The 25651-nt window shown below is 32.0% G+C and carries 21 protein-coding genes and 2 tRNA genes; 12 read left to right on the top strand and 11 right to left on the bottom strand.

Going from position 1 to position 25651, the window contains the following annotated elements; translation table 11 throughout:
* The first annotated feature begins 181 nt into the window (after positions 1–181).
* Positions 182–1090, top strand: coding sequence for a ribonucleoside hydrolase RihC (gene rihC, locus KA894_RS10275; protein ID WP_096810433.1), 909 nt, complete (start codon positions 182–184; stop codon positions 1088–1090).
* 69 nt (positions 1091–1159) lie between these two features.
* Here rihC and KA894_RS10270 read toward each other — a convergent pair whose 3' ends face one another.
* Together KA894_RS10270 and KA894_RS10265 are read right to left on the bottom strand one after the other, a co-directional pair.
* Positions 1160–2338: a serine hydrolase domain-containing protein gene (locus tag KA894_RS10270; RefSeq protein ID WP_103373092.1), complete on the bottom strand. Its 1179-nt coding sequence runs from the start codon at positions 2336–2338 to the stop codon at positions 1160–1162.
* Positions 2339–2357: 19 nt separating this feature from the next.
* The gene (locus tag KA894_RS10265) at positions 2358–4016 is read right to left on the bottom strand and encodes a phospho-sugar mutase (RefSeq protein ID WP_103373093.1); all 1659 of its coding nucleotides are present in this window, start codon (positions 4014–4016) and stop codon (positions 2358–2360) included.
* A 485-nt stretch (positions 4017–4501) separates the two neighbouring features.
* Between KA894_RS10265 and KA894_RS10260 the strand changes: the two genes are divergently transcribed.
* The 4 genes from KA894_RS10260 (at position 4502) to KA894_RS10245 (ending at position 11714) form a co-directional block, all read left to right on the top strand.
* Entirely contained in the window at positions 4502–5815 is a 1314-nt protein-coding gene (locus KA894_RS10260) for an LCP family protein (protein WP_103373569.1), read from the top strand.
* 22 nt (positions 5816–5837) lie between these two features.
* Positions 5838–6308, top strand: coding sequence for a DUF2538 family protein (locus KA894_RS10255; RefSeq protein ID WP_096810437.1), 471 nt, complete (start codon positions 5838–5840; stop codon positions 6306–6308).
* A gap of 79 nt (positions 6309–6387) precedes the next feature.
* A complete protein-coding gene (locus KA894_RS10250) occupies positions 6388–6810 on the top strand; it encodes a GNAT family N-acetyltransferase (protein WP_096811227.1) in 423 nt (140 codons plus the stop codon).
* A gap of 221 nt (positions 6811–7031) precedes the next feature.
* On the top strand, positions 7032–11714 hold the full coding sequence (locus tag KA894_RS10245) for a glucosaminidase domain-containing protein (protein ID WP_210133938.1): 4683 nt from the start codon (positions 7032–7034) through the stop codon (positions 11712–11714).
* A gap of 369 nt (positions 11715–12083) precedes the next feature.
* On the opposite strand, the gene KA894_RS10240 is transcribed toward KA894_RS10245, so the two are convergent.
* Positions 12084–12506, bottom strand: a complete 423-nt coding sequence (locus KA894_RS10240; protein ID WP_096810439.1) for a MarR family transcriptional regulator — start codon at positions 12504–12506, stop codon at positions 12084–12086.
* A gap of 202 nt (positions 12507–12708) precedes the next feature.
* Here KA894_RS10240 and KA894_RS10235 point away from each other — a divergent pair, with 202 nt between their 5' ends.
* Positions 12709–13713, top strand: coding sequence for an acyltransferase family protein (locus KA894_RS10235; RefSeq protein WP_096810440.1), 1005 nt, complete (start codon positions 12709–12711; stop codon positions 13711–13713).
* A 120-nt stretch (positions 13714–13833) separates the two neighbouring features.
* Positions 13834–14991 (top strand): aminotransferase class I/II-fold pyridoxal phosphate-dependent enzyme, encoded by a 1158-nt coding sequence (locus tag KA894_RS10230; protein WP_096810441.1) that lies wholly within the window; start codon positions 13834–13836, stop codon positions 14989–14991.
* An 840-nt stretch (positions 14992–15831) separates the two neighbouring features.
* Here the strand turns inward: KA894_RS10230 and menB are convergent.
* The 4 genes from menB to KA894_RS10210 are packed head-to-tail and all read right to left on the bottom strand — an operon-like array spanning position 15832 to position 20463.
* On the bottom strand, positions 15832–16650 hold the full coding sequence (gene menB / locus KA894_RS10225; RefSeq protein WP_096810442.1) for a 1,4-dihydroxy-2-naphthoyl-CoA synthase: 819 nt from the start codon (positions 16648–16650) through the stop codon (positions 15832–15834).
* Positions 16643–17449: a 2-succinyl-6-hydroxy-2,4-cyclohexadiene-1-carboxylate synthase gene (gene menH / locus KA894_RS10220; protein WP_210133935.1), complete on the bottom strand. Its 807-nt coding sequence runs from the start codon at positions 17447–17449 to the stop codon at positions 16643–16645. Before menH ends, menB begins: the two co-directional genes overlap by 8 nt.
* Positions 17436–19118: a 2-succinyl-5-enolpyruvyl-6-hydroxy-3-cyclohexene-1-carboxylic-acid synthase gene (menD, locus tag KA894_RS10215; protein WP_096810444.1), complete on the bottom strand. Its 1683-nt coding sequence runs from the start codon at positions 19116–19118 to the stop codon at positions 17436–17438. The genes menH and menD overlap by 14 nt, the downstream gene beginning before the upstream one ends.
* Positions 19111–20463 (bottom strand): isochorismate synthase, encoded by a 1353-nt coding sequence (locus KA894_RS10210; RefSeq protein WP_103373399.1) that lies wholly within the window; start codon positions 20461–20463, stop codon positions 19111–19113. Before KA894_RS10210 ends, menD begins: the two co-directional genes overlap by 8 nt.
* 184 nt (positions 20464–20647) lie before the next feature.
* On the opposite strand from KA894_RS10210, the gene KA894_RS10205 reads away from it, so the two are divergent.
* Complete coding sequence (locus KA894_RS10205; RefSeq protein ID WP_103373398.1) at positions 20648–21586, top strand: 1,4-dihydroxy-2-naphthoate polyprenyltransferase; 939 nt, start codon at positions 20648–20650, stop codon at positions 21584–21586.
* An 80-nt stretch (positions 21587–21666) separates the two neighbouring features.
* On the opposite strand, the gene KA894_RS10200 is transcribed toward KA894_RS10205, so the two are convergent.
* The gene (locus tag KA894_RS10200; RefSeq protein ID WP_096810447.1) at positions 21667–22224 is read right to left on the bottom strand and encodes a GNAT family N-acetyltransferase; all 558 of its coding nucleotides are present in this window, start codon (positions 22222–22224) and stop codon (positions 21667–21669) included.
* Between the two features lie 175 nt (positions 22225–22399).
* On the opposite strand from KA894_RS10200, the gene KA894_RS10195 reads away from it, so the two are divergent.
* The 3 genes from KA894_RS10195 (at position 22400) to KA894_RS10190 (ending at position 23986) form a co-directional block, all read left to right on the top strand.
* Entirely contained in the window at positions 22400–22612 is a 213-nt protein-coding gene (locus KA894_RS10195; RefSeq protein WP_046208085.1) for a TM2 domain-containing protein, read from the top strand.
* A 110-nt stretch (positions 22613–22722) separates the two neighbouring features.
* Positions 22723–22812 (top strand): SAR1012 family small protein, encoded by a 90-nt coding sequence (locus KA894_RS14800; protein ID WP_249776154.1) that lies wholly within the window; start codon positions 22723–22725, stop codon positions 22810–22812.
* A 550-nt stretch (positions 22813–23362) separates the two neighbouring features.
* Positions 23363–23986, top strand: coding sequence for a DUF4352 domain-containing protein (locus KA894_RS10190; protein WP_103373396.1), 624 nt, complete (start codon positions 23363–23365; stop codon positions 23984–23986).
* A 260-nt stretch (positions 23987–24246) separates the two neighbouring features.
* Here KA894_RS10190 and KA894_RS10185 read toward each other — a convergent pair.
* The 3 genes from KA894_RS10185 to KA894_RS10175 all read right to left on the bottom strand — a co-directional run bounded on the left by KA894_RS10185 (position 24247) and on the right by KA894_RS10175 (position 25131).
* Positions 24247–24335 (bottom strand) — tRNA-Ser (locus KA894_RS10185).
* A gap of 2 nt (positions 24336–24337) precedes the next feature.
* Positions 24338–24412, bottom strand: a tRNA-Asn gene (locus tag KA894_RS10180).
* Positions 24413–24567: 155 nt separating this feature from the next.
* Positions 24568–25131, bottom strand: a complete 564-nt coding sequence (locus KA894_RS10175; protein WP_096810450.1) for a competence protein ComK — start codon at positions 25129–25131, stop codon at positions 24568–24570.
* 251 nt (positions 25132–25382) lie between these two features.
* Here KA894_RS10175 and KA894_RS10170 point away from each other — a divergent pair, with 251 nt between their 5' ends.
* Positions 25383–25601, top strand: coding sequence for an IDEAL domain-containing protein (locus KA894_RS10170; RefSeq protein ID WP_096810451.1), 219 nt, complete (start codon positions 25383–25385; stop codon positions 25599–25601).
* The last annotated feature ends 50 nt before the right edge of the window (positions 25602–25651 follow it).

The raw sequence follows: 25651 nt of genomic DNA, 5'->3' as shown, positions 1-25651 counted from the left end.
TGGACACTCAAGCCACTTATAGCTCAAGCAAAGGCTTCTCGAAAGAGAAGCCTTTTTTATTTTATTTATTAACCTCCCTTTTCATTTTTGGATGATAGTTTGCTTTTTAACATTTTATTCGAGAAAAGTTGTAGAATATAATTAATAAGGTAACTTACGCAATAGGAGGATTAAAAATTTGATGAAACAACCAATTATTATAGATACAGACCCAGGCATTGATGATGCAGCAGCAATAAGTATTGCTTTAAATCATCCCAACTTCGATTTGAAAATGATTACTACAGTTAACGGTAATGTAGGAATTGAAAAAACAACTGCCAATGCGTTAAAACTCAAACAATTTTTCAATAGTAATGTCCCTGTACATAGAGGTGCATCTCAACCACTACTTTCAGAAATAGTTGATGCAAGCGATGTACATGGTGAATCAGGTATGGAGGGTTATATTTTCCCTGAAATAGCGGAAAGTGATTTAGCATCTACGCATGCTGTTGAAGCTATGAAAAATGCTTTGCTAAATAGTGATGCGCCGATTACGCTTGTCCCTATTGGACCTTTAACAAATATCGCATTGTTACTTACGACTTACCCAGAAGTAAAAACATATGTTAAGGAGATCGTATTAATGGGCGGTTCGGCATCTCGAGGTAATGTGACCCCTTTAGCTGAGTTTAATATTTACTGTGATCCCGAAGCTGCTCAAATTGTCTTTAATTCTGGATTGCCATTAACAATGGTAGGCTTAGATGTAGCAAGAAGTTCTAGTTTAACGCACGATACTATAAATGAATTACAATCCATAAATGACACAGGTAATATGCTACATCAACTGTTCAAACACTATAGAGGAGACGATTTTGAAAAAGGTATTAACGTTTACGATGCATATACCATCTTATATCTTCTTCATCCTGAAAATTTTGCGGTTCAAGAAGCTGATGTGCAAATTGAAACAAACGGCAAACTGACTAAAGGTGCTACAGTAACAGATTTCAAATCACATTTCCCTAATACATCAGTAGTTCTGTCAGTACAAGCAAATATCTTTAAACAAATGTTTATCGATGCCTTACAATACTGTAAATAAATTCGTATTAATAAAAAAAGCATCCAACGATTCATTTTATTAGAATCATTGAATGCTTTTTTTATTTTTTTAGTATGGTTGCTTTACTTTATTATATGACCCACCCTGTTGAAGTATATCAAAGTAAATATGCTTCATTTTCTGCTCGTTACTTGTTTTTCCGTTTTCGTAATTTGTAGCTAAAACGATAATATAATTATCATTAAAATATACAGTAAATATATTTCCATAAAAAATACCATTAATTCGATTTTTATCTGCAAAAGAATAAAAACCATAACGATATGCTTGAGGGTATTGTATAGTTAAACTTTCGTGGATAAAAGGTCTCGTAATCGTCGCATTAAAAATTTTATTTTTTTGTAGATTTAAAACGACTTTCCCCATGTCGTAAGGCGTCATATAAAGGTTGCCTGCCCCATCATATTGACTTAAAGTGTTAGGATTCTGTTTGACGCGCTTTCCAGTACTTTTATCCTTTTTATAACCAGTAGCCATATATTTTTTAAAATTTGAATCATTATACCGGCCCGTATATTTTAAATTGTAAGGCTTCACTATTCTATCGTTTAAATTTTGAGTATACGATTGATATGTAACTGCTTCTATAACTTCTGACAATACTAGATAATTGGCATCATTGTATTGATATTGATTATAATATAATGGGTTAATACCTCTTTTTATTATTGCGTGTATAGCTTCGTCTAAGGTTTTTAATTTTGGGTGAGCTTGATATTTATATAAACCGCTTTGATGTAACATCAACTGCTTTAAAGCGACAGGGTATGCTAATTCAAAATATGGTAGATATTGCTTCACGGGTGCTACCATACTAATTTCACCTTCAGTTTCTAATTGTTTTAACATAAGCCCTGTCATAAATTTTTGTGCGGAACCTATCAAAAACATTGTATTAGCCGTATTAGTTTCATTTTTTTCAAAATCTTTAAACCCATAACCCTTATTTAGACTTAATTGACCTTTTTTAAAAACTGTTACAGTACCATTAAATTGGCCTTCCTCTAAGTATTGATCTATTTGCTTCATTTGTGAATCACTGCGATCAACCACTGTTTTTAATTCTTTTTCCTTTTTAGTTGTTTGTTTTTTATTTACCTTTTGTGAAGCATGAGTAGGATGCATAGCGTCTTTAGTCTGTTTATCATGTCTGTAACTATACACCCCTACTATTATAAAAATAAAAATGATTATAACAATAATTAATTTGAACTTGTTGACTTTCATCTAGCTGCCTCTTTATGTTTTATTTAATATTATTAATAAATTCATCTTTAAATTGATCTGTTAAAGCAGTCATATGCTCTATATTTAATGAAAAATATAGTTTGATTTTAGGTTCAGTACCGGATGGTCTTAATGCTATAAAACCATTTTCAAAAATAAATCTAATTAAATTAGTTTTAGGTAACGTCAGTGCTTCTGTTGTACCTTCTTTAATATTTTTAATTGTACCCAATTCATAATCTTCAATTTGTTTTACTTCAAGACCACAAATTGTTGATACTTCTTTATTTCTAAATTGGTTCATTATTTTCGAAATTTTTTCAACGCCTTCTGCCCCTTCAAACGAAGGAGACAATGTTTTATCTTTATATGAACCGATATGAGCATAAATATCTTCCATAGTATCTTTAAATGTCATACCATTATTTGCTAATAAATTTTTATATTTTATTAATAATGGGATCATTTGAATTGCATCTTTATCTCTTGAAAAAGGTTTTGCTAAATAGCCATGGCTTTCTTCAAAAGCAAGTAATAGTTGCTTTTCTTGTTCTGAGCTTTCTTGTTCTAGTAAATCAGAAATATATTTAAAACCAGTCAAGACATTTTTCACTTCGACATCTAAAGCTATAGCTAACCTCTCAGCTAGTTCGCTTGTGACGATTGATTTAACCATATACAGTGGTTTACCTTCATCTGCTAAATCTTGAAATCTTAATTTAGTTAATAATATACCAATTTCATTCCCATTAAAATATCTATACTCATTATCATTATAACGTTCAATAAAACCTAATCTGTCCGCGTCTGGATCTGTTGCTATAATAAGTTGTGCATCTGTATCATTTGCCAATTTTAGCCCTCGTTCAAAAACTGCTTCATCTTCAGGATTCGCAATTGCTACAGTCGGAAAATTGCCATCTGGCATTGATTGTTCTTTTTCAATTACAAAGTTATCATAATTTAATTCAGTTAAAATTTCAGATGCTAAAGGTAAACTCGTACCATGTAAACTTGTGAGTACCACTTTTGCTTCTTTTTCCGGAATTGTATCTACTAAGGATTTAACTTCATGTTTGTATGCTTCAGTGACTTCATGGGACATATATTGAATTTGGTTTTTTTGTAGCAATGCATTAAAATCACCTCGATGAATTTGTAATGGATATTCTATCGCATTGATATAATGACTTAAGCGCTCTGATTCATCTGGCAACAATTGACCACCGTTTTGGTCATATATTTTGATACCATTATAATGCTTAGGGTTATGACTAGCAGTAATCATCACACCTGCATCTGTTTTTAAATGTCTTACTGCAAATGATAATTCCGGCGTAGATTTGTAATTTTCTGATAAAATTGTTGTCACATTATTTTCAGCTAAGACAGATGCCATTTCTTCAGAAAATGCTTTAGATAGCAATCTAGTATCAAAATGTATCACTATTGAAGGTTCACTAAACTTTTCATTCAAATATTGTGCTAATCCTAATGCAACCTTGCGTATTGTAAATGCATTTAAACGACCAGGCCCTAATCCAAAAGTACTACGTATGCCAGCAGTGCCAAATGTTAATTCGTCTTTAAATCCTTCTTCTTTTTCTTTTTCAGTTTGTGCTTCATAAAACGTTTTTACCAAACTTTCGTCTATTCTATCCAACCATTCTGACTTCATGGCTAAATCCTCCTTGTTTCTTTAATGTGTTAGAATTCATTAATAAGCATCTATTATAATGATTTAAAAAGGATTATGCTTTATGACACCTTTTATAAGTTATTTTAAAATTTCAAACTATGCTATCCACTTTATTTTTAATCTTTGAACTTATTTTTTAAACATCATCTCTTTAACCATCAATAACATTTATCATATGCTAATTATATCGTATGTTTATAAATAAATCATTTTTAGCTACATGTCTTTTTTATAATTATTTTTAATTGTGATTGACGTCGTTTCTATCAGTGATCATATTCTATGATATACATTTCAAACTTTAGTTGGATAAATTCTTTGTTGATATTTTATTATGTTAGATATAAAATTATAAGTTATAGTACAAATTTCTCTTTACAATAATTTAATGAAATTAGCGAAATTTTAACATTAAACCAATATTGTAATATAAACCAAATCATATACAATGGGGAGCTTCTTACATGAATAAATTTTTTAAATACTTTTTAATATTTCTATCTTTAATTCTTGTAGTTGTTCCAGTTATATTTGCCATTTTATTACTTAAATCATCGCAAGGTGCTTTTGAAAATTCATTGAACACAAGTGATACGTCCAGAGAATCAAGTATTCGTGAAACAAAAGTCAACCCTTCTGAAGATCCAATTTCTATTTTGTTTTTAGGTATCGATGATAATAGTGGTCGTCAAAAAAATGGTCAAAGTGCTGAACAATCAAGAACTGACGCAATGATACTATCAACATTTAATGCAGATAAAGAACAAATACGAATGTTAAGTATTCCACGTGATACTATCAGTTATATTCCAGAAGTTGGGTATTATGATAAAATTACACATGCACACGCCTATGGCGGCCCTACAGCATCAATGGATTCTGTAGAAGCAACGATGAATGTTCCAGTCGATTATTATGTAAGAATTAATATGGAAGCATTTGTAGATGCTGTAGATGAACTAGGCGGTATTGAGTATGACGTTCCATACGATATCTCCGAGCCAAATACAAATGATACTGGCAAGATTAAAGTTAAAAAAGGTCATCAAAATTTAAATGGTGATGAAGCTTTAGCAGTTGCTAGAACACGTCATCAAGATTCAGATTTAAAACGTGGTCAAAGACAAATGGATTTAATCAAGAAACTATTTGTCAAAGCTCAAAAAGCAGATTCATTTAGTAAGTTAGACGACGTTATTGAAATAGTTGGTAAAAACGCCAAACATAATTTAAGCTATAAAGATGTTAAGGCATTAGCTACTTCTTACTTAAAAGACGACGTTGAAATTAAAAGTAAACAACTTGAAGGTGAAGATGATTACTTAAACGGTGTATATTACTACAATCCTAATATTAAAAATATACAAGATACTGCTAATATTTTGCGTGGTGATTTAAATTTACCTAAAATTACAGACACAAATGATTTCTTAAATAAACGTGTTATTGATTTTTATGGTACACTCGTACCACAAACAGAAATTGATAGTAGTTTATTAAGAAAAAACCAAAAGAGCAGTTCTGACCAAAAAGATGATAACTCAAACGAAGATAATTCAGGAACGTCTTCCGAAGAAAATAATATGAACCAACAAGAAACTGAAATGCCAAATGGAAACCAACAAAATAATAATCAATCAATGCAACAACCAAATGAATCAAACCAACAAATGGATCCAAATCAGCAACAAAATCCTAATCAACAACCAAACCAAAACCAACAACCAAATCAAAACCAACAGCAAAATACGCAAGAATTAGAAACAAATTTATATTAGGCTGTAGAAAGGAGCACGTGGTATGTCACGAAAAACATATGAAAAATTAGTAAACATAAACGGCATGTTCAATGTTTTAGAACAACAATTAATCCATAGCCAAGATATGGCACATTTTAGAAATGAATTTTTCTATGTTAATCACGCACACCGTGAAAATTATGAAGCTTTGCGGATATACTACAAAGATAGTGACCATAATCCAGTTGTGGATGGTGCGTGTTATATCGTTGCACTTCCAGAAATTTTTGAAAAAGTTGATGTTTTCCAATCAGAATTGCCCTTTTCTTGGGTTTATAACCAGAATGGCATCACGGAAACTATGAAACAAATCAGTGTGCCCTTACAATATTTAATTGCCGCAGCTTTGGAAGTAACAGACGTCAATTTATTTAGACCGTCAGGATTTACTATGGGGATGAACAATTGGAATATCGCCCAAATGAGAATTTTTTGGCAATACACTGCCTTGGTTAGACAAGAAGCTCAATAATTCGTAAAATAACTACCCTATCACACTATAGTTGTGATAGGGTAGTTTTATTATATTAATAGAAAAGAGGCTATTTATGATTTTTAAAATTGTTAATACATCTGATATGTTAAACGATGCATATGAAATTAGAAAAAAAGTTTTTGTGCTTGAACAAGGCGTCCCACTCGAAAATGAAATAGATCAATTTGAATCTTCTTCCACTCATGTTATAGGTTATGACAATCTTCAGTCCCCTTTTGCTACTGGAAGATTTAGAACCTATAAAAATGGCGCAAAAATTGAAAGAGTGGCTATTTTAGCTTCTCATAGAAAACTAGGATACGGTAAATCTCTAATGCAATTTATCGAAGCAGCAGCAAAAGAAGCAGACTATCATACTTTAACTTTGAATGCTCAGTGTCATGCACAACACTTTTATGAAACATTGGGATACACAACGTTTGGTGATGTTTTCTTAGAAGAAAATATAGAACATATCGTTATGACGAAAACAATCTAAATAAATTATATTTAAAATGCATCTTTATTATGTAACATTCCAAAGGGTGTAATATTTTAATACCAAAAAAATAAGGCGTGTTTACGCCTTTTTTAAATGTTTTATACTTTTCCCCCGGCTTAATAAGATTAATTTTATATTACAAATCAATGAAATCAATTTATTAAAACTATAGTCGTATTATAATGGTATTAAATAATAACAGTAAAAGGGGCAGTTAAATGACTAAGAAAAAATTAACTTATAAAGTACCTTCAATCGTTGCATTAACATTAGCCGGCACAGCTTTGACAACACATCACGCACATGCGGCTGACAATAATCAAAACCAAACGTCAAGTAAGAATGTGTTAGACGATGGAAATACTTTAAAACAAGGCGAAGAAATAAAGTCTGAAATTAGCAAACCAACAACCAATATTTCAGGCACTCAAATTTATAATGACCCTACGCAAGTTCAAGCACTTTCAACAGATGAACCTGAAAATTATGACGCTCAGTTAGATGAACTAGATAAAAACACATCAAGTCAAAATACATATAATGCTCAAAATCAAGAAGAACAAATTAATTCAGAGCAAAAAGAAACTGAAACTAATGAAACTTCAAAACAATCATTAGAGAAAACTTCAACTACTGCTGAACAAATTCAACAAGATCTAGTTGAACCTACTTCTGAAAATGAAACTGCTACTCAAGCAGAAAAAACGAGCGATACTCAATATGACCAAGTGGATAATATTACAACTGGTACAGAAGACAATAACGCTTCTCATGAAAATACTGAAACAGAATCTGACAAAACATCTACCAAAACGGGAAATATTAACGATGCTCAAGTTAATGGAAACACAGCTAGTGTAGCAAATAGCAACGCTTCTAATAATGATGCAGAAACTCAATCTGAGGACACAACTCCGTCTAATCAATCAGTAAACAATGATAACAGTGGCGAAGTGGAAACGGATGATTCTACTACTGTCGCTAAAGATAATGATACTGCTAATGATGAAACTGAGGCAAAATCTGATGAAGTGGCTTCTCAAAAAGAAGATACGAACGATGCTAAACATGCGCAAGACAATGACACAACAACTAACGTAAAAGACAACAACACTTCTAACGATGCAGAAACTCAATCTGAGGACACAACTCCGTCTAATCAATTAGTAGACAATGATAACAGTGACGACGTAGAAACGGATGATCCTACTACTGTCGCTAAAGATAATGATGCTGCTAATGATGAAACTGAAGCAAAATCTGATGAAGTGGATTCTCAAAAAGAAGATACAAGCGATGCTAAACATGCGCAAAACAATGACACAACAACTAACGTAAAAGACAACAACACTTCTAACGATGCAGAAACTCAATCTGAGGACACAACTCCGTCTAATCAATTAGTAGACAATGATAACAGTAATGAGGTAGAAACGGATGACCCTACTACTGTCGCTAAAGATAATGATGCTGCTAATGATGAAACTGAGGCAAAATCTGATGAAGTGGCTTCTCAAAAAGAAGATACGAACGATGCTAAACATGCGCAAAACAATGACACAACAACTAACGTAAAAGACAACAACACTTCTAACGATGCAGAAACTCAATCTGAGGACACAACTCCGTCTAATCAATTAGTAGACAATGATAACAGTGACGACGTAGAAACGGATGATCCTACTACTGTCGCTAAAGATAATGATGCTGCTAATGATGAAACTGAAGCAAAATCTGATGAAGTGGATTCTCAAAAAGAAGATACAAGCGATACTAAACATATACAAGCAGTTAATAACAAAACAACTAATGTAGCAGACAGCAAATTTTCTAACGATAAGGTTGAAACAAAATCTGATAAAGTATCTACACCTTCTCCATCTGTCAGTACAGATATAGAAGAAAATGATTCAACAAACTCAGATAATAATACATCACAGGAAATTGCACATGTATACAGTAATGCATCTGCGCCAAAACTAAGAATGGCAAGATCTGTAAGTAGCAGCCCAACAACAGCAACAAGGTCTGCTGTTAGCACTAAATCTGCAACTAAAAGTGCATTACCAAAATATACACCAAAAGTAAATTCATCTATTAATAATTATATTCGTAATAATAATTTCCAAGCGCCAAATTATGAGCAAGATATTGCAAGTTATTTACCAAAATATCAGTATCGTTATGGCAAACCTGAAGGTATCGTTATGCATGATACAGCCAACGATAATTCAACAATTACTGGCGAAATTAATTATATGAAAAATAATTATAATAGTGCATTTGTACATGCCTACGTAGATGGTAACCGTATTATTGAAACAGCAAATACTGATTATTTAGCATGGGGCGCTGGCCCAGCTGCAAACGACCGTTTTATACACGTTGAGTTAGTTCATACGCATGATTACGATTCATTTGCACGTTCAATCAATAACTATGCTGATTATGCAGCTACAAATTTACAATATTATGGTCTCGCACCTGATAGTGCTGAGTACGATGGTGTTGGTACTGTTTGGACGCATCAAGCAGTCAGCAAATATTTAGGAGGATCTGACCATACTGATCCTCATGGTTATTTGGCAAACCACAATTATAGTTATGACGAACTTTACGATTTAATTTATGAAAAATATTTAATTAAAACTGGCCAGGCAGCTGCTTGGGGCTCAAGTTCATCAGGAAGTACAAGTGGCAGTAAAAATGAATCAAATAATTCTACGACGAAACCAAACACTGGTAAATTAACTGTATCTAAAAATGATGGTGTTGGACGTATAAATACTAATAATAATGGTTTATATACGACAGTTTATGATCAAAATGGTAAGAAAACGAATCGTACAAACCAAACATTAAAAGTTACAAAATCAGCTACTCTAGGAGATAAAAACTTCTATTTAGTTTCTGATTACAATAATGGTAATTTAATTGGTTGGGTGCACCAAGCTGATGTGGATTATAATACAGCTAAAACAGTTACAAAGCATAATCAAACTTATAAAATAAAACCTGGTGAAGTTGTTTACACAGTACCTTGGGGCACAAGTTCTCAAAAAGCAGGCACAGTTTCTGGTACTTCTAACCAAACTTTTAAAGCAACAAAACAGCAACAAATAGGTAAAACAAATTACGTTTACGGTACAGTTAACAATTTATCTGGTTGGGTAAGCGTGAGCAAGTTATCTTCAACAAATAATACAGCTACCTCCCCTACTACAAACACAGGACAATTGACTGTAAATACACTTACAAACAAACAAGGTACTGTAGCTAAATCGAATCATGGCGTTTATACATCTGTGTATGATAAACAAGGTGTTCAAAAATCTTATGTTAATGGCAATACTTACAAATTAAGTAAGAAAGCTACGTTAGGAAATAATTCATTCTATTTAATTACTGATAATAAAACAAATACAAACTTAGGTTGGATGCAGACACGAGATATCACAGTTAAAGAGGCAGCTACACAAGCTACTTCAACGCCGACTAAATCAGTTAGTAAGATTGGTCAATTAAATACAAATAATGCAGGCATCAAAACGACTGTTTACGATCAAAAAGGTAAAGATGCATCTAAATTTGCTGGACGTACATTTACAGTTACAAAGCAACGTACTCAAGGCAACAACACGTATGTTTTAATCCAAAATTCGAAACAGAATACGCCTATTGGTTGGGTCAATACCAAAGACATTAATACTCGTAATTTAAGTAAAACTAAAGCTACAAATGGACAATACACAGTGAAAGGAACTAATAATGGCTTATATGCAATCCCATGGGGAACTAAAGCACAGCAATTAGATACCCAAAATAATATTAAGCATAACAACTTCAATGCCTCTAAATCTGTATTCGTTGATAAAGATGAATACCTTTACGGCAACGTTAATAATAAAACAGGTTGGGTTTCTGCTAAAGATTTAAATGCAGTTCAATCGCAATCGGATATCACACCACAAAAATTCGATTATATCATTTACAACGCTAATGGAAGTTACTATCTTGATCCAAATTCTACAAAAGCAGCTGGCTCATTAAAAGATTTCCATGAAAGTATCTTCACGGTTTTTGAAAAACAAATCATTAATGGTGTAACTTGGTATCATGGTAAATTATCTAACGGCAAGGTCGTTTGGATTAAAGAAAATGATTTACGCAAAGAACTTGTGAAATACTATAAATCTAATTTAACTTTAGATCAGGCAGTAGCATTACAACATGGTTTAAAATTCAAGCCTCAAATTCAGCGTACACCTGGAAAATGGGAAGATGCTACAGCTAATGAAATTAAAAACGCTATGGATAGTAATAAACTTGCTAAAGATCCAACTCAAAAATATCAATTTTTACGCTTAGACAAAGCACAAAATATTTCTGGAATGGATTTAGATAAATTACTTGTTGGTAAAGGAATTTTAGAAGGTCAAGGGGAAGCATTTAGTGAAGCTGCACAAGCTTATAACATTAATGAAGTTTACTTAGTTTCACATGCACTTCTTGAAACAGGTAACGGCACTTCAACGCTTGCTAATGGCGGCGATGTTGTAAATAATAAAGTTGTTACTGATGGATCGAAAAAATACTATAACATGTTCGGTATAGGTGCAGTTGATAGTGACGCTGTTAAACAAGGCTTTGTCACAGCTAAAAACAATGGTTGGGATACTGTTAAAAAAGCAATTGTAGGCGGCGCTAAATTTATTGCAAATTCGTACATCAATCAAGGGCAAAACACTTTATATAAAATGCGTTGGAATCCGGACAACCCAGGGGTACATCAATATGCAACAGATGTTGCATGGGCATCTCATAATGCTACACGTATCAAAGGTTTCTATGATTCAATGGATAAATTAGGTAAATATTTCGACGTAGATACGTATAAATAATTCAATTTAATTGGCTCTTTGTCAAAGAGAACTGATACAAAATTTTGAGATTAAGCAACCTAAGTTGTTTAATCTCTTTTTTTGATCGAAGAAGCGTCAAGTCTCGGAATTAATATGATATGCAGTATATATAAAAAACAGGTCTGACTTTTATATCAGCCCTGTTTAATATAGAATCTTAAAAAGCCTTAGCCATAGAAAGTGTCTACAACCTTTATAATATTGGCAGAAGTTGATTAGAATAAGCTTAAACTATTATCGAACTAGTTCATTCCCTTTCGTTCATATATAAATCAAGATAGCGAAATACTACTCATAAAGTTGATTTATATTAGTGAATAATTCTAAGTGTATGATTTTGAATCTTTTCTATTGGACGTAGGTATGCCGATTATTTAGTTTATGTAATAAGTTATTTAAACACTCAATATCCGTTGAGGTTAAATTTTGACATCTCGCTTCAATTAAAGCTACCCTTACTTCATTGATTTGTTGCACAAGCGCTTTGGTTTTTTCTGTAACCATTAAATCTTTACATCTTAAATCTTTGCTTGATTGTTTACTCGTAATATAGCCCATCTGACAAAGTTTTTTAATCCATCGAGAGACAATAGACTGTTCTTTATTAATTTTCATAGTTAAATCATATTGCGATAACATGTTGTAATGGTGTAAAATACGTAACATTTCTAATTGTTCTGATGTCAGATCAGTGCGCTGCCCAAACCTTCTGCTAACTAAATTTAAATCGTTACTTGTAAGTGTAATTAATTGCTCAAGTTGTTTATACATGTTGTTTCATCTCCACTACTTTAATTAAAATGTTCAATAGCATTTAAATTTATTATTTTATTTTCTAATATTATAATGTTATTCTTCCTAATATACAATGATAATCTACAAATCAGTCGATTTTGTTGCATTTGTCATATGTTTTATAATAAATTAGTAACAGTGATTATATTTTCACCTGCATTATAAAAGGAGCAACCACATGGCACAATTAAAAGAAAGAGACTTTTTCTTTGATAATGCAAGGATGATATTAATATTTCTTGTTGTATTTGGTCATTTATTACAACCATACACGGAAGAAAGTAAATATCTATCATCGCTTTATTTAACTATTTATAGCTTCCATATGCCGTGCTTTTTATTTATTTCAGGTTATTTTGCTAAAAAAGCAGGCCAAGCTGGTTATTTAGAAAAAGTTTCTAAAAAATTATTAGTACCTTATTTTATTTTCTTTGTATTTTTTACTTTTTATTATTATTTCACTGGAAAGGAAGATAGCGTTACATTTGATCCTTTTGATCCGGTGTTCGCATTATGGTTTTTACTTACCTTATTTTTCTTCCATGTCATATTAGTCATAGTAAAAGATTATAAACCTTATTATGTCTTACCTATTGCTATAATTATTTCTTTATTTGCAGGTTATTCTGATAATATTGACAATTATTTAAGTTTTTCAAGGACAATCATGTTCTTCCCTATATTTTATTTAGGTTATTTATTTACAAGTAATCACACACTTACATTAAGAAATAAAAAGTTTGCCCCTATCGCTATGGGTGTACTTGTAATATTTTTCATCATCTATACTATACATCCAATTAATTCTGATTGGCTTTTAGGCCACTCGCCTTATATGTCACTCGAAGGTAAACTTGACCTTTATAGTCCAATAAAACGTTTACTATTATACTTTATTATTTTAATAACGATGTTTTCTTTTCTAAACTTAGTTCCAGAGAAAGAAAGATTTTTCACTTATATTGGACGAAGAACAATGTATGTTTATCTATTACATGGTATCGTTATTGGCGTTATACGTGGGTTTGGTGTCTATCCTTTTAAAGAGCATATTTCTGTGATGACTTATATATATCTTATCCTGCTAACAAGTATCATTGTATACGTGTTATCAACAAAATTTATTTCGAAATGGACTAACCCAGTGATTAACTTGCAAGCCCCTTCTAATTTTAAAGAGTAATGTTATATTAATCCGATTTGTAGTGCATACAAATATGTTATGATAGTAGTAATTTGATAAATTAAGCTATCCGTACCTATTTTAACTACAAATCGGTATTTCTATTTTGAGGTGAAAACGATGAAACTATCATTAAATGACAATTCCAAATTTTTAACAGCGCCAAGTATTAGACAATTTTCAAATAAAATAAAAGACATTGATGATTGTATAAACTTAACTATTGGTCAACCAGACTTTCCTATGCCTGACGTAGTGAAAAATGCTTATATTAATGCTATAAAAGAAGACCAAACGAAATATTCACATAATAAAGGCTTACTTGAAACAAGAAATGCAGTTAGTCAATATTTCAAACAGCGTTATGGTTTTCAATATAGTTCAGAGGAAATTATTATTACTAATGGGGCGAGTGAAGCATTAGACACAGTTTTAAGAAGCATTATAAACCACGGAGATGAAATATTAATCCCTAGCCCTATTTACGCTGGATACATACCACTGATAAAAACACTTGGTGGCATACCTGTGTTTATTGATACAACTGAAACGAACTTTAAAATTACACCCCATGCCATAAAAAAACATATAACATCTAAAACTAAAGCCATTCTATTAAACTATCCTACTAACCCAACAGGTGTAATTCTAACTTATGACGAAGTTCAAGCGATTACTAATGTACTAAAAAATGAAGCAATCTTCATCATTAGTGATGAAATTTATGCCGAAAATACGTTTAATAACAAACATACTTCCTTTGCCGAATTCGAATCTATTCGTGATCAATTGTTACTAGTAAATGGTTTAAGTAAGTCGCATTCTGCAACTGGCATTCGCATTGGCTTTTTACTTGGTCCAGAATATTTAATAGAAAAATTAACTTTTATGCATGCGTATAATTGTATTTGTGCTAATGTGCCTGCTCAAATTGCATGTATTGCTGCTTTAAACGAAGGCCTAGATGCTCCACAATATATGAATAAAGCCTATATGGAAAGACGCGATTTTTTAATTGATAAACTTCAATCTCTCGGCTTTAAGTTAGATGCTAAACCAGAAGGTGCATTTTATATCTTCCCCAATATTGAAAACTTTACAGAAGATGATTTTACATTTTGTGTCGATGTGCTTGAAAAAGCCCATGTTGCAATGGTTCCTGGTTCTTCTTTTACAGATATTGGTAAGGGGCATGTACGTATTTCATATGCTTATGAACTCGATGCTTTAAAAGAAGCTATGAGAAGGTTAGAGCAGTATCTTATAGAACGATATTAATTGTATAACGGTGATGCTTTGTTATAGTATATTAAAACTTAGCGTCGCTGTTATAGTTTATTAATAAGGAAAACTGTAACGAAAAGAAAACGCATACATAAACAGTTAATAAATATTTTTCTGCAAATTTTTGTATTAATTTATAAAACATTTCTATATCTTCTGGATTTATATAAAACTGTTGTAACATGTCACTGCAATTTGTTTAAAATGATCTTTTAATGCTGTGCCTCTTTCTGTTCATTTTACTTTAATGCTACGTTCGTCTGCCTCTATTCTTATTCGTTCAATCAATCCTTTCTTTCCTAGACTTTTATAATCGTGCTAATTATTCCTGAAGCTAAATAGCGTTTGTCGCTTAAAGTTTTAATATATACAGTAACTTTATTTTCAATATATAGCATTACCGCTCAGTTCGGAAAGCTAGTATCATACTGCTTTAGATGTCTATTAAACTTGTTTACTACTTCTTTACTTGGTACATAAAATAGAAAACACATTTCTTTCATTATATGGTCCTTTGTATTTTATGTCATACATACGCTCCTCTAACCTTTCGCAATTATATTAATAGAATTTTTATTTGCTGTAAAATATAATAATAAACTACTCAAAACTTTTAAAAATACTAGCGTTTATCAACGTAATGTCACCGAAACCCATTTTATTCTAATCATTTTCTAGTTTTACAGGTAACCCAAAAAATATTAATAGTATATTACGCATATATTTAGTGCCAAAACTTAGATTTGCAATTAATTTTCTCATTATAAAGTATTTTTCGTAAAAAAATAAACCAAACGAATCGTCGTTTGGTTTACCAAATCTTTATTGATTCAATTATGGGAATTTAGGAAATTGATCGAAATCAGGGTCGCGTTTTTCTTTAAACGCGTCTCTACCTTCTTTAGCTTCGTCAGTTGTATAATACAGTAATGTAGCATCCCCGGCCATCTGTTGTAACCCAGCTAAACCGTCAGTATCCGCATTCATTGCAGCTTTTAAGAATCTTAATGCAGTAGGTGAATGTTGCATGATATCTTCACACCATTTAACAGTTTCATCTTCTATTTCATCTAATGGCACTACTGTATTTACTAAGCCCATATCTAAAGCTTCTTGAGCATTATATTGTCTGCACAAGTACCAAATTTCACGTGCTTTTTTATGTCCTACAATACGAGCTAAGTAACCTGAACCATAACCAGCATCAAATGATCCTACTTTTGGACCGGTTTGGCCAAATATGGCATTATCAGCAGCGATTGTTAGGTCACAAACAACATTCAATACATTGCCTCCACCGATTGCGTATCCTCTAACCATAGCAATAACTGGTTTTGGGATGATACGGATAAGTCTTTGTAAGTCTAATACATTAAGACGAGGGACTTGATCATCGCCTACATAACCACCATGGCCACGCACTTTTTGGTCTCCGCCTGAACAAAATGCTTTATCGCCTTCACCAGTTAAAATAATAACTGAAATACGTTGGTCATCGCGCGCTCTTGAAAATGCATCCATCATTTCTTGGACAGTGTTCGGTGTAAATGCGTTACGTACTTCAGGTCTATTAATGGTTACTTTAGCGATTCCATTATAAAATTCATACTTAATCTCTTTATATTCTTTGATTGTTTCCCATTGTCTAGTCATTTTGCTCCTCCTTATAAATAAAGCCTAATACTATTTTATCAAATTCTGCCATTTCTTCCACATGTACTGTATGTCCACTATCAGCAATTTTGAACAAACGGTTATTTGGTATCAATTGACTCATTTTCTGACCAATGCTTACAAACTTTTCATCTAAAGCACCTACAATGATACATGTGGACACGTTTATATCCTTTATTTTTGGCCATAAATTGGGCATTTGTCCAGTTCCATAATCTCGCAATGCTTTTGCTAAACGCATTGGCGCTTGCTGCATTCTCATCTGACGCATTTTTTGTCGCTTTGTTTTGCTCAAATCATATTGTGTTTGAAATAAAGGTAACTTTTCCCAGTCATTGACAAAAATTTCTAAACCTGCAATTTCCAAAACTTTTGCACGTGCTTGGTCTACCTGAATCCTTTCAATACGATCTTCTTCTTTTTTAATACCGGGCGACGTACTTTCTAAAATCAATCCGTTTAATTTATATGCTCCATATAGTGCATAGTATAATGCTATTCTACCACCCATGGAATAGCCATGTAAAAATAATTGATACGTATTAAATAACGATAGTGTATGATTTATTTCTTCACAAATAAACTTAAAACACCATGTATAATTTTGATTTGATTGGTCGTGGCCGTGACCAGGTAAATCAATCGTTAATACATTGACTTCTTCAGTAAACAGACTGATATGGTCATCAAATGTAGTTTGGTCACTGATAAAACCATGCAATAAAATCAATAGTTGATTCGTATCTTTCTTTGATTGGTGAAACTTATAATGTAACATTAATGATATCACTCAGTTTCGTATAAAGATTTTGATGCTGATTTAAATTCTCGTCACGATTTGTCATAATCTCATAGATATGAGATCCAAATTTTGATAGTTCTGCATACTTAAACATTTCTATTGACTCAAAGCGCTTAAATGTAAAATCATAGAGTAACGCAGCGTGTTCGAAGTTCAGGCCTGTCGGTGTACCAAATAGTCTTTCAAAATAACTATCTGCTGCTGTTTTCTGTGGTAAGTAAGAGAAAATACCTCCACCATCGTTATTTAACAGGACAATATTTAAATTAATATCATTTAATTTAGACATTAGCAATCCATTCATATCATGATAAAATGCTAAATCACCAATTAATAATGTTACACGTTTATGCGCTGCCATACCAATCGCAGTAGAAACCACGCCATCTATACCATTAGCACCACGATTAGAATAAACTTCCGCTTCACAATCAATAAATAAATTGTCAACGTCACGGATTGGCATACTATTACTTACAAATAGTGCATCATCTTTTGTCAATTTATCTAATACATTAGCTACAAATGCTGATTCGTCAGTTGCTGTTCTTAAATGGTCTTTTATTTTGATATGTGCTTGTTTTTCTAATGATTGCCATTTTTCCAACCAATTTTTTCGTTCAACCGCAGGTATTTCAGATAGTTGTCTAAAGAAATCATTAGCAGACATTTCATAAGATACATGAGGCACCTTTGGAAATGCATCTGGACGATCATTATTTTGCACTAATATCTGAAATGCTTCAGTCGCTTTTAACCATTGATTTACTTTTTTAGAAATGACTGGTTTACCGACTCGTATTATAAAATCAGCATTAATTGATAATCCGGATCTATACAATAAATCATACGTCGTCACCACATTAGGATGATGTTCCCTACGCAATTGGCTTAAAGGATCGGCTAAAATTGGCATATCATGTATCGTAGCAAATGTAAGAATTTGGTCTACATCTTGATGTTGCATATCACCAACAATAATGAGCCCTTTACGCTTTTGCATAATTGTGCTTATCTCATTAATACTCGTTGTTTTTTGATAATGTGGCAAAATTTTGTTATCTGAAGTTAGCCACTCTACTTTTTCTAAGTTAGGCGTTAAAGGTTCTCTAAATGGTAAGTTTAAATGTATCGGGCCTCGGTGTGGGCCGTATAAATATTGACTCGCTTTTTGCATTTGAAATTTTACAGTATCAGCCATATAATCTTGCACTTCATTAGCATCTGCTATAGGAAAATCAAATTGGTAATGTATATAATTTTCAAACATATTTGTCTGATTAATCGCTTGCGGTGCGCCTATACCCCTTAATTCATGTGGTCTATCACTTGTTAAAACTACTAAAGGTAAATGACTTAAATTACTTTCTGCAATCGCTGGGGTATAATTTGCAGCAGCCGTGCCAGATGTACATAAAACCGCAACTGGTCTTTCACTGCCTTTCATTAAACCCATAGCAAAAAAGGCAGCACTACGTTCGTCTGGATGAATCCAAGATTTTAACTTAGGGTGCGCCTCAATTGCGATTGCTAAAGGCGTTGAACGAGACCCTGGGCTAATTACGATTTCTCTTATGCCATATGCATATATTTCCGAAACAAGTGTGAAAACTTGTTTTGTTAAAGCATCTGTATGATTATTCATATTTCTCTACTCCTAAAGCTTTCATCATTGGACTAAATTTAACAGCAGTTTCTGCTACTTCACTATCAGCATCAGAATTATGCACAATGCCACACCCCGCAAATAATGTTGCTTGGTTCTTTTTAATTAACATAGACCTAATAGCTACAATAAATTCGCAGTTATCATACATATCTATATAGCCAACTGGCGCACCATATAGACCTCTTGTACCAAATTCATACTGCTCAATATAAGAAATTGCTTCGTCCTTAGGGTAACCACCTAATGCTGGCGTAGGATGTAAGTTATCTAGTAAGCCAATATAAGATGTCTTGGTTAAGCGGCCCTTAATTTTAGTGTATAAATGATATAAATGATCATTCGTTAAAATTTGTGGTTTTTCATTGAAAGTAATTTGTTCTACATAAGGTTTAATATCATTTAAAATACTTTCAACTACGAAACGATGTTCATTTAAATTTTTTTCATCATTTAAAAATGCATCTATATTTGCTTTATCTATTTCTTCTTGATGTGTTCTCTTAATTGTACCAGCAACTGCTTTTGTAGATAAAACATCATCGCTTACTTCCATTAACTGTTCAGGTGTCTGTGAAAAGAACACACTATCTTGCGATTCTAATACAAATAAATAACTATTATGTTCACCCTGTATTGCTCTGTTTAAGATGTATGAGATATTGACGTTCTTATCAAATATAATCAGTCGTTTTCTTGCAAGTACAATTTTTTTATTTTCGTCTAAAATATCAATTGTGTCTTTAACTAGATCACGCCATTCATCTTTATAAATGTCATCGATCCGCTTAATATCTCCTATTTTGTCATTTAGCTGTATATCTTTTTGAGTAAGCTTATCAATAATTGCTAAGAAAGCATCTATTTCAAAGTTCTCGGATTCTACAGTATATGTGATAAATGTTTTTCCTTGTTCCATCGTCACCAACACTTCTGGTAAGACAAAATGATTAATACCAAATTCGCGCCATTCATCCCCTGATTTATGTGATGAAAATTGAAAACCACCACATATTTTCAAATGATGTTTCTCGGAGCTTGGATGTATTAATTCAATATCATTCTTATATTTTTCCCACTCGCGGAAAATAGATTGCTTATTTTCAAAATCATTTTTAAATCTCTTAATAGCATGATAGCCAAAGAATGAAGTTTCGTTGTCATTTTTCTTGAAATAGAAACGGTCTCCTGCACAATCTTCGGTTACATGAAATAATATTGTAGGATCTAATTCATAATCTAATTTTGCTTCTACAGAAACCCAAGTTTGGTTACTTTCGTATACCGCTTCGACAATTTCACTTTCCTTGACATCTAAAGTCATCTATTTCACTTCTTTCATTATCAGTTTACACTCATTATAATATTGTACCACTTTTCAAAATCCATGTACGCTTTTCAGCTTATTTCATACAGACATTTTTACGTAATTTGACCTTTACCCCTTCTTCTATTAAAATAAATTTGATAAAAATTTATTACATTAAAAGGATTCGAGGTAAAAAATTATGGCATCTCAATACCAACAATATTCAACTGTCAGAAAATACTGGCATTTAATGAGACCACATACGTTGACCGCTGCAGTTGTACCAGTATTAGTAGGTACTGCTACCGCAAAGATTTTCTTGTTAGGCAGTGAAGATCATCTAAAACTTAGTTTATTCGTGGCTATGTTAATTGCTTGCTTACTTATACAAGCAGCAACAAATATGTTTAACGAATATTATGATTTTAAAAAAGGCTTAGATGACCACACTTCGGTAGGCATAGGCGGCGCCATTGTGAGAAACGGCATGAGTCCAAAACTCGTCATGAATTTAGCTATTGCCTTTTATATTATCGCTGCGATACTTGGCTTGTTTATTGCAACGCAAAGTTCTTACTGGTTGCTACCAATCGGCTTAATATGTATGGCTGTAGGTTACTTATATACGGGCGGCCCTTTTCCAATATCATGGACACCTTTTGGTGAGATTTTCTCTGGTTTGTTTATGGGAATGATTATTATCCTAATTTCATTCTTTATCCAAACTGGAAATGTACAGAGTCTAGCGATATGGATAAGTATTCCGATTGTAATTACGATTGGTCTGATCAATTTAGCAAACAATATCCGTGACCGCGTTAAAGATAAAGAAAGTGGTCGCAAAACTTTACCTATTTTATTAGGAAAAAATAATGCTGTGCGCTTTTTAGCATTAATGTATATCATCGCTTATTTGCTAGTTATCTATATTACATTCTTTAAACCAGGCGGTTCAATCTTTTTCTTAATTGCTTTACTATCCTTCCCAATGCCAATAAAAGCAGTTCGTAGATTTAAAAAGAATGATACCCCTACATCAATGATGCCTGCAATGGCAGCAACAGGAAAAACCAATACATTCTTTGGTGTCCTTTATGCTTTAGGTATCTATATTAGCGCATTGCTAGGCGGTATCTAATATTAAGACACTAAATTGAATAGCTTGAATTCAAAGTCGTTCTTCATTCATTTGAAGAGCGATTTTTTATTACAATTATTTTAAGATTGAGTATATACTAAGTGATAATGCATATGACCATATAAATCAAATTCACTCATGATTTGGAACCCTAATTTCTCATATACATGCAACGCTGCTATATTTTCTACATCACAATTTAAACTCCATTTTTCGTTTGGATTATTATCTAATACATGTTTAATTAATTTTGTTGCTACACCATTTCCACGATATTGAGGGAACGTTGCGACAGTTTCAATATACCATTCGTCATCATTAGCTTCTTTCATTGGCATAGGCGTGCCATAAGCTTTAATATCTTCATCTACGTTTAGTTCTAACCACGCTTGCTCAAGTTCTAATTCTTGATCCCCTGGATAGGCTATCAAACACCCTGCAATATGACCATCTATTTCATATACCCAAACATTACTAATGTGCCCCCTATATTTTACGTCGACCATACTTTGTTTCATTATATTAAGTAAGCGAGACTTTTCTACTTCCTTTACCATATCTATATCTAATTGACTCCAGATGATATAACATAATTCTGCTATTTCTTTTTTATCATAAGGCTTCGCTTTTCTAATCATTTTAATTTCTCCTTTATGTTAATCCAACTATTAATTCTATTATATACGAATCCATGTGAAAATTCGAAGTAATCATAACGGTGCCCTATATACTTTTTCATATTGTTTTATTTGTCCTAATGCGTGATATAAGAGATAATTAAATCAATCAATTAAAGGAAAGGATATTATACTAATGAAAGTAAATAAAGTTATATATGTTGTACTCGCATTTTTGTTAGGCTGGTGTGGTATACACAAATTTTATTCAAATCAATTACTACAAGGTATTATTCATTTAATATTTTTCTGGACTGGCATCCCTTACATTATCGCTATAATTAGCGGTATACTAACGATTTTCTTCAACAAAGCAGATGAAAACGGTCTAATCACGCTTGAAAAGTAACCCGCATTTAACTTTCTAAAAAATTCCCTATCTTTATTTACGCTGTCTTAAACAGGGTATAGTAGTTGTATATAAATGAGTGATTTTTTATTTGCTAGGAGGTTAAACTTATGAACATTATTAAACGCATTTTTAGAACCCTTATTGTAGGCTATATTGTTAAAGGAATTAGAAATTTAATCAAAAATAAATCAAAATAAATTTACGAAATAAATTGCACGAAACTTCAAGAACAAATGTAGGCAACCGCTTATACCCTGTTGGCATAATCAATATGGGTACGAGCGGTTGTTTTACGTATAATCAGAGAAATAATCTTTCTATAATTGAATTTTTCAAACTTGGTTTTAATTATCTACGAGCATATTCGGAGTCAATTTAAATGCCACATTGCAATCTTGGATTAAAAGTGAAATTCTCAGTCTTAGAATTAACCATTTCTTTCTAACATATCATTAAGGCCTTTCAGCAAAATGTATATAATTTAAAATCAATTTAACAATACTTTGATTCTTCTGTAAAGTATAATTTCAAGACATTACGCTATTAAAGAATGAAATATAAATTATATTTATATGATGGTAGTTATTAATTAAACAACCTTTTCAATTTTATGTATATTAAACCCAATATTGTGTAAATGTTAAATAATATATTGCTATGCATACTACAAATAATTATTTATTTTTCGTATAATAATATTAATGTGTTTTTATAGCATAAATTTATTATTTGGGAGGAAATGACATAATGGCAAAGGAACAAAACGATATTTCTTTGGAAGAGCAATTAGCAAGGCAGCAGCAACAGTTTGAACAGTACAAAGAGGAGCAGAAGAAAGGCAAGAAAAAGAAATGGTTTTGGGGCTGTGGCGGTTGTCTAGTTTTCATAATTATTATGGGTATTATTTTTGCTGCATGTTCAGCAACCATGGTAAATGAAGTAGATAAAAATGTTAATGAAGAAAATACCTTAGATAAAGATGATGATACTGAAATCAAACATGTTGGAGATACTGTTAAAGTAAAAGATGTAGAATTCACTTTAAATGATGCATATTACACTGATGAAAGAAACGAATTTGCTGACGAAGATATTGAAGCAGATAAAATTTTAAAAGTTGATATGACAGTTAAAAATAATAGCGGTGACGATATCCCAGTTGGTGGAGATGTAAAAGTTTACACCGATGGAAAACAAGCTAAATCTTACCCTGTCGATGATGAGTTACTTGATGGCTTGTCGCCTGGAAGAAGTATAGACGGATCATCTGGATTCGCTATTAATGGCAACCCAGAAAAAATAGAATTAGAATATGAACAATTTTTAGATTTATCTAATGAAAAAGTTATTTTTGAATTAGACCCTAAATAGTTTTAAAAAGGCAGTCTTTACTGCCTTTTTTATTATTTAGTATATATGGTCGAGGTGCAGCACATCTAAGAAATACATAAAATATCTCTTTTAATAAAAATAATAGAAAAGCTTAACAATACAGAAAAATTTAAGATCTAAAATGAGTAAATTTAAAAACATCCAAATAGAGAATTTTAGACAAAATAAAAAGAACGCTGATATATCAACGTTCTTAAGGCATTCTGTAAAATAGAATTTTAAAGAATTTTGTGTTATTACGGAAACGGAGGGATTCGAACCCTCGCGCCGCTCTCGCGACCTACACCCTTAGCAGGGGCGCCTCTTCAGCCAACTTGAGTACGTTTCCAATGGCTCCACAGGTAGGACTCGAACCTACGACCGATCGGTTAACAGCCGATAGCTCTACCACTGAGCTACTGTGGATTAATTTGTATCTCTAATCAAGCACAAATATTATTATATCAATTAATAACAAATTTTCAAGTACTATTGCAAAAAAATATGCAGAACATTTACACTAAATTAATATAATATTCCGCATATCCTAATTTTACATTAATAATTTAAATAATTCTTAACTATTTGCTTTCAAACAAAGAGTATTTAGCTAATGCTTCGTATATATTAAGTTGTGGTTTCGTATAATCTATTGGAGATTCCGGATCAAAAGTTGCAACCCTAGCTGCTCTGTCCATCATATAATAATAATAAATACCATTTAAATATTGATGATGCATGCTATGTGCTGAAATACTGACAATGATAGACTGATTATCAACAAAGTTAACTCTACATTTTTTATCTTTTAATGATCTAATACTTTGAACATAATGGATGTTAATCCATGTATTTTGTGTTTTTCTATCAGAATGAGTTGGAAAAAAATAAGTGGGAAATAATGGAGTAAATAGAATTGGGGGTTTACTGCTAATACCAGTGATCCGAATGGTGTCTTCTTTCTTAAACACATAACTACTACCATAAAATCTACAGGAACGATCAATAATTTTATGTGTACGTTCTTTAATCACATCTTCATCTTCTTTATACCTTAGTACGCGCGTTCCTTCATATTGTCCAATAGCTAGATGGCAAGGTTGTAATGCCATATCACCTTTTTTAATAATGTACGGTTGATTCATAGTTGTGACCTCCTTGCAAAATTTGGTGATACTCAAATAATATACCAACACCAATTTAAAATCAACTTATATTATAAAATATTTTATAAATTTTCCGCAATTAAATTTTAGGTGCGAAACTTTTTCTATTTTTAAATTACTGAAAGTTGCATTTTACACTAATTTTTCCAGAAAAGTCAGAATATTCGTTGATTTAGGATTCAAAACCTTGTATACTATACGTAAATATAGATAGAGAGGTTGTGTTTTCAATGAAACATAATACACATGTAAAATACAATACATTAGAGTCTTTTGTATCAACAATTAACGACTTAGGTATTGAATTAATCATTGACGAATCATTAAGGAATGTACGTAAACAGCAACTAGAAAATCTGATAGATAACGCTCTTAAAAATAAAAACGAGAATGATTTCAAACGTTATACTGAAGAATACAAAAATTTGGAGGAATATCTCGTTGGCTAATTTATTAGAAGTTCATTTAAATTAAGGTCTATTCACTAATTATTTAAAGT

The organism is Staphylococcus sp. GDY8P131P (genome assembly GCF_017891975.1).
Taxonomy (GTDB): Bacteria; Bacillota; Bacilli; order Staphylococcales; family Staphylococcaceae; genus Staphylococcus; species Staphylococcus nepalensis.
Note: the sequence above shows the minus strand (reverse complement) of the source record. Positions and strands in the feature narration are given on the sequence as shown.